This is a genomic window from Limnospira sp. PMC 1279.21 (assembly GCF_032349615.1).
Taxonomy (GTDB): Bacteria; Cyanobacteriota; Cyanobacteriia; order Cyanobacteriales; family Microcoleaceae; genus Limnospira; species Limnospira fusiformis.
The window spans coordinates 1-2,673 of the sequence record NZ_JARPLU010000319.1 but is presented as its reverse complement, the minus strand read 5'-3'; the positions used below and the strand labels follow the sequence as shown (position 1 = coordinate 2,673).

Genomic DNA, 2,673 nt, shown 5'->3' with positions numbered 1-2,673 from the left:
CTAACTGGTTTACCAAGTGTTGTTAATGTGCTTAATGATTGAGATAAAGGCTGTATCGCCGCCAGCATTGAAGATTACGCCGAGAGGATTAATGTTCGCCTTGATGGTTTTTCGAGGGAAAAGCCAGAACATCTAGCCGAAGTGATTGGTTATCTACAACTAATCAAAGACCTAACCACTCAAGGATTAAAGGAGGCTAAAAAATTGTGACCAATGACCGCGACCATCTGGACGAACAATTGAGGCGACTGCCAGGGTTTAAGGAAGAAATCTTAGATATCAGCTACATGGTGAGGAAACTTTACTATGACATCGACCAGATTTTTAGCTACTGCTTTAGCGACAAACTCACTAAACCTTACGCCCAAAAGCAATTTCTCAACAAACTAGAGAAATTTGTTACCAACACCCAGGAAGCCGGAAAACTCATTCCCCAACTCATTGAAAAAATTGGAGGCTCTGATGATGAATAGCACAAACCAGCGAAACCCACAAACCCAATACACCAAACAGCTAAAAGAGGAAGTCTTAAAGTCCATTGAAAATATTAGCGTACAGGTTTCCTCTCTGTGGTTAAAAGCCCAAGTCCAGAATCCCAACGAACCCTTAACCAGGGAAAACATCAGCAACTACTTGGAACAGTTAGCACGGGCTGTGAAAGTAGAAGCCAACAACTACAGCGAGAATCTTACCGACAATGAGGATAAACATTCCCCTTCCTCATGGGTCCACTTAGTAGTCAATGTAAACTCGCTTATGGACTGTTTAGTTCACACTAAAGCAAAGATTGAGAACACCATTATCAATTTAACAGTTATCGATTTTGCGTCTAACACTTCCTTAATCAATGAGCCGGAGGCTTACGCAAAACACCTTGAATACTGCCATGGCCGAATTTATGTAGCTTTGGAGGATGCACTCGCTGAATTAGAAGATCTAGATTTCACCGCCTGATGAGTCCTGACCGGTAAAGGACGAAACTTCCTCCCGCCGCTGGGGGGAAGTCGCGGATAACCGGGTGATTCCCTCCGCATTGATGACTAGCCCCCCACCTGGAAACGGGAGGGAAACCTCCCCAAGTTTTTACTGGGGGCAGAAGTCAGCAATCATTTCTAGCTGGGTTCCAACCCCAGCAGTCGAAGCGAGTTTACTCCCCCGGATAGAATGGGCGAAAGCCGTAACAGCTTCTTGGGAGTGATTTTCCACCATACTTAACAGGAAAAATGAATAGTTTAATAGTAGGCCTTGACGTTAGTTCGTCGTGGTGCGATGCCGTGTGGCTGGAATCGATGCCAACCGGTGCCGTGCGGGATTTTTTCGACTCCCCAGCATTTGCTGAGTGCCACCGAAAACTGGAAGCGAACGCGAAGTCTATCCAGTTTCTGGTATCTTTGGAGCCGTCTGTCGTGGTATTAGAGCCGACTGGAACTTATAGCAGGTTCTGGATTGACTCTCTCCATCGGGAAGGAATCCCAGTCTTGAAAGCGGATCAAACCATGATCAAGGACAGTCGGAAAAGCTATGGGGGAACTTCCAACAAATCTGACCCCTATGATGCCCTCATCATGGTGATTACTTACTTTCAGCACTACCAAACCAATTATGATCGCAGGTATTGGGTACGGGAGCGGCCGCCAGCGGTTGCCAAAATTGAGCAATGCCTGAGAGATATTCAGTCCTTTACCAAGCGCCGCACTCAAGTCATAAACCAAGCCAAGTCGCGGCTGGTCTATGAATTCCCAGCTAGGGCTAAAGTTCAAGTAAAAAGAGAAGCTGGGAGCCTAGATCCGGACAAACTGCCAGCTTGGTGGGGTTGGGCTTGTGGCTGGACTTCCCAAGGTAGTTGGGAAATTCCCAAAGGGGTTAAAACCAAGTTTGACAATGAATACGCGAAAGCGATCGCGGCGGGTGAAGGGACTGGCATTAGTGTAGTGACTGCCCGACTAGCCCAACAGATTTGTATGTGGCATCAGTCGGAGGCAATGGTAGAGCAGGAGATGCTCGGCTACCTGAACCTTCCAGAATTTGATTGTTACCACCGGGTGTTTGATAAGTTCGGTTTTGGTTCCCGCGAACGAGGCTGGCTGCTCACTCGGATCGTACCCTTTGATGAGATGTTTAAATGCCTTCCCAAGTCTAAAGCCATGCGACGATTCCGGCAGTTGTGCGGGTTGGGGGCTACTCAAGTGCAATCTGGGCAGGCTGACACTCGTAGCAGTTTTACCGGAAGTAAAGAGGCGTGATCGACCTGGCATCAGTTTGTTGTCCGGGCAATCGAGAGGGGGACCCATCGCGAACAGAAACCGGGTGGGGGTGCGATCGCGACAACCCCCTACGATTGCCTACCAAAATCCCCAGAGGCTCAGTCTGTTAGAGTGTACTGGGTTACTATAGCACCAGACAGGAAAGTTAGGACGTATAATGGAGAGGACGAGATGACTAAGAAGACCCAAAATGCCAGCCCCCTATAGTTACGACCTCAGACAAAAAGTTATTAATGCAATTGAACTAGACGGTATGCCCAAAACATAAGCCAGTCAACTTTTCCATGTCAGCCGGAACACCATTAATCTCTGGCTGCCAAGAAAAGCACAGACCGGAGACTTCCTCCCTCAACCTATAGCACCAGACAGGAAAGTTAGGACGTATAATGGAGAGGACGAGATGACTAAG

Annotated in this window: 3 protein-coding genes and 1 pseudogene; all 4 read left to right on the top strand. The window is 47.7% G+C overall.

The window, feature by feature from the left end; genetic code table 11:
- Positions 1-206: 206 nt before the first annotated feature.
- Positions 207-473 (top strand): hypothetical protein, encoded by a 267-nt coding sequence (locus P5683_RS24080; protein WP_006667976.1) that lies wholly within the window; start codon positions 207-209, stop codon positions 471-473.
- Complete coding sequence (locus P5683_RS24075) at positions 463-954, top strand: hypothetical protein (protein ID WP_228116462.1); 492 nt, start codon at positions 463-465, stop codon at positions 952-954. The genes P5683_RS24080 and P5683_RS24075 overlap by 11 nt, the downstream gene beginning before the upstream one ends.
- Positions 955-1,223: 269 nt before the next feature.
- Positions 1,224-2,243, top strand: a complete 1,020-nt coding sequence (locus P5683_RS24070) for a transposase (RefSeq protein ID WP_315641151.1) — start codon at positions 1,224-1,226, stop codon at positions 2,241-2,243.
- A gap of 211 nt (positions 2,244-2,454) precedes the next feature.
- Positions 2,455-2,673: pseudogene (locus tag P5683_RS24065) on the top strand (IS630 transposase-related protein); the annotation flags it as partial.